2 protein-coding genes and 3 pseudogenes are annotated in these 3,819 nt (G+C 38.3%); 4 read left to right on the forward strand and 1 reads right to left on the reverse strand.

Features of this window, described 5'->3' with window-relative positions:
* Nucleotides 1-381: transposase (locus tag BN53_RS01585; RefSeq protein ID WP_155817245.1), on the forward strand; the 381-nt coding region annotated here is incomplete at its 5' end.
* Nucleotides 382-490: 109 nt separating this feature from the next.
* Here BN53_RS01585 and BN53_RS01590 read toward each other — a convergent pair.
* Nucleotides 491-1,831 (reverse strand): MATE family efflux transporter, encoded by a 1,341-nt coding sequence (locus BN53_RS01590; RefSeq protein ID WP_009559138.1) that lies wholly within the window; start codon nt 1,829-1,831, stop codon nt 491-493.
* Nucleotides 1,832-2,058: 227 nt separating this feature from the next.
* Here BN53_RS01590 and BN53_RS01595 point away from each other — a divergent pair.
* From BN53_RS01595 to BN53_RS01600, 3 pseudogenes are all read left to right on the forward strand, one after another.
* A pseudogene (locus BN53_RS01595) lies at nt 2,059-3,148 on the forward strand (DUF871 domain-containing protein).
* 45 nt (nt 3,149-3,193) lie between these two features.
* Nucleotides 3,194-3,349: pseudogene (locus BN53_RS10060) on the forward strand (IS4 family transposase); the annotation flags it as partial.
* A gap of 22 nt (nt 3,350-3,371) precedes the next feature.
* Nucleotides 3,372-3,819 (forward strand): annotated as a pseudogene (locus tag BN53_RS01600) (transposase); the annotation flags it as partial.

Consider the following 3,819-nt stretch of genomic DNA (forward strand, 5'->3'; position numbering starts at 1 on the left):
CCTGAAGAAATCATCCAACTTTATGGTCGTAGATGGCAAATTGAAACATATTTTAAGACGTCTAAACAATATCTTGCTTTAGATAAATCTCAAGTTCAAAGCTATGACGGCCAATGTGGCTATATCGCAGTTACAGCAATAACTTATGATCTATTGGCCTGGCAGGAAAGACAAAATACAGATGATAAGACAATCGGAGATTTATTCTATCTAATGAACGAATCCTTGCCTGATATTAGATTCGTAGATGCATTGGTCTACTTAATTTCAGAATTAAAAGAGCTTAAGCAGACAAGTTTTGAAAAGATAGATGAGGTAATTAGTGACTTTATTAACCAACTGCCACGATTCATTCAAATTGCACTGAAACAGATCATATAAAAACTAATAAAGCGCAGAAAAGCTCAACAGCGACAAGACTTGAGCTTGATTTTGGTGCTTTCAAGTTTCAGTAATTTAATTAAATCACAGGGAGAATATGTGGTAACAACTATACAAACAGTGCCTTGGTTCTCCAAGTACCATGATGCCACCGGTAGATCATCAACATTGCACGCAAACTTTCATCGATCGCATACGCAATCCATACACCTACTAACCCCATATGAAAGACAATTGCCAATAAATATGAAAATGGCAAGCTAATTAGCCATAGCACAGTTAAACTACATGCAAGCGGAAATCTAACATCCCCACTCGCATTTAATGATCCTACCAAAGTCATATTAACCGCTCTTGCTGCTTCAAGAATAATTTCGACCAAGAAAACCCAGCGTGCCAATTCAATGATTTCAGGTTTATTTGTATAAATATGCATAATTGGCGTAATAAAAATAAAGGTCACGACTGAAATTGAAGTTGAAATTCCCACATTTTGCACCATTGACCGAAAGCCTCTTTGATATGCTCCTTCGAAATCTTTTGCGCCAACAGTACGACCAATAATAATTTGATTTCCTTGACATAAGGCTGAAGCCGTTAAAAATACAAATTGGGTAATCGCTGAAACATACGATTTGGTAATCAATACATTAGTTCCTAAAGTAGCAACAATCATTGTGACTACCACTTGAGCCCCAGAATAAGAGACTGATTCACCTGATGAAGGTAATCCTAACTTAAGAATTTGTTTTAAAAATGGTATCGAAAACCGTTTGAAGTTAACTTTTAACACATTGAACTTCACATATCGCTTAACTAAATAAATTGCTACAATCCCCGCACAAAATTGGCCAAAGATACCTGAGATTGCAATCCCTCTAACGCCAAAATTAGGTAAGCCGAATGGTGAAAACAGCACCACATAATTCCCACAAACCGCAAGAATATTAGCAATAGTTGGCACAATCAAAGCTTGCAAGGTTAAACCATGCGTTCTCAAGCAGGCTAACATGACAGAATTTAACGCCAAAATAATCGTTCCTGCTCCATACAGCTGCATATAAGGGATCGCAATTGCAATTACATCATCTGGAATGTTCAAGAAGCGTAACAGAGGGTATGGCAAAAGAATAAAAATAGCTCCTAAAAGCAAACCAATTCCAATTGCTCCAAAGATTGCTGTATTCATTACCTTAGGAATCTCTTTGTGTTTTTTGGCACCAAGAAATTGCGCAATCATGATTTGTGTACCTACCGTTACAAACCCATAAACATTATATGACAAGCCAAAAAATTGGTTGCAGGCACCAACAGCAGCTACAGCCACTTCATCAAAGTGAGAAATCATCCATACATTGACGTTTCCCACCATCACATTGAAGAGAAATTCAATAAAAATTGGCCAGCTTAGAATGATTAATTCTTTGTCTGATCGGTTTAAAAACTTCATGGCAATACCTAACCTTACAAAATAAAATTGAAACCGCTTTATTCGATTTATACATATTTTACTCTATACACATAAAAGGTAAAGACAAAAGCTATACTTTTTTCAATTAATCTTGATATCTTGATATATTTTATCGAATCAAGTTTATTTTTTATCATTTGCACTTACTTATATTATTCGCCATAATTAACTTTATAATGTAAGCGATGACATAAAAGGAGCAAAAGATGACAATGCGCAACTTGGGATTATCAATCTATCCCGACCACAGTGAATATCAAAAAGATGCCGAGTATCTTGAACTCGGCCATAAATACGGCTTTACAAGAATCTTTATGAGTATGCTGGAAGTTCAAGGAAGCGTTGAAGAAACCAAAGCCAAATACAAAAAAATCATTGGCTTTGGTAACAGCTTGGGCTACCAAACCTTTATCGATGTTTCTCCTAGGCTCTTCAAGAAGCTCGGCATCTCCTACTCGGATCTGAAGTTTTTCAAAGAAATCGGAGCGACTGGCTTAAGACTCGATCAAGCGTTTGACGGTGCCACTGAGGCAATGATGTCTTTTGACCCTTATGGCTTGATTATCGAACTCAATATGAGCAACGACGTCGACTATTTGAACAATATCATCAGCTATCAACCTAACACGCCATTTCTTTATGGCTGCCACAACTTCTATCCGCAAGTAGGAACTGGGCTACCTTTTGATTACTTTATCAAATGCAGCCAGCGCTTTAAGAAGCTCGGCATCCATTCTGCAGCCTTCGTATCGAGCAAGGTTGGAGAAAAGGGGCCTTGGAGCGTGAGCGACGGCTTGCCAACCCTTGAGATGGATCGCAAACTCCCGATTGACGTTCAAGCAAAGCAATTGTGGGCAACTGGTTTAATCGATGACGTAATTATCGGCAATGCCTATGCTTCAGAAAGAAGCGGAATTGGCAGCCTTGGCTCAAGTAGACCGTTACCTCTTAACGCTAGAAGTCGATTTTGTAGCAGACATCAATCCAATTGAAGAAACCATCGTTAAAAAGCCGCTACATTTCTGGCGAGGCGATATTAATTCTTTAGAGATTCGCTCAACCATGCCAAGAGTAACGTATCGAGAAGAAGGAAATCCAGCCCATGACAATGAATTGGAATTTCAACCTGGCGACGTTTTAGTAGGCAACGATGGTTTTGGTCCATACAAAAATGAACTTCAGATTGTACGCCAGGCGCATCGTGAACCAAGAAAGAACAAGGTAGGAAGCATCAAGCAAGAGCAGCTATTTCTGCTTGATTTCTTGAAGCCATGGAGCAAGTTCAAATTAAAATAATGTACTGAAACTTGAAAGCCAAGATTAGTGCTCCTTCCCCGCGCCTCTTGGCTGATGTCGGTACATTTTGCTCGGCTTTCTTTATTCAGAGCTAAAGATGACAAACGTTTTTCCGTTAGAACTGCTCGCAATGTACTTAACGATGGCAGAATTAACTGGCAAAAACTATTATGTTTGATTGCAGCCCAGCTCATTGGCTGCTTCAAGCATCTGTAAAAGGAATCATCATCTTTATTCAAGCATAGTAGAGGCTCAATATCATGGGCATAGCTTTTTATTAAAGCTGGTCTTTGTCTCCAACCGTGGAAGCAAGAACAAGTATTTGGTTTTAGCTACTACTCAGACAAAGCTTAGACCTGAAGAAATCATCCAACTTTATGGCCGTAGATGGCAAATTGAAACATATTTTAAGACGTCTAAGCAATATCTTGCTCTGGATAAATCTCAAGTTCAAAGCTATGACGGCCAATGCGGCTATATCGCAGCTACAGCAATAACTTATGATCTATTGGTCTGGCAGGAAAGACAAAATACAGATGACAAGACAATTGGAGATTTATTCTATCTAATGAACGAATCCTTACCTGATATTAAATTCGTAGATGCATTGGTCTACTTGATTTCAGAATTAAAAGAGCTTAAACAGAATAGTTTTGAAAAGATAGATGAAG

It is taken from the genome of Lactobacillus pasteurii DSM 23907 = CRBIP 24.76 (genome assembly GCF_000297025.1).
In the GTDB taxonomy this organism is placed as follows: Bacteria; Bacillota; Bacilli; order Lactobacillales; family Lactobacillaceae; genus Lactobacillus; species Lactobacillus pasteurii.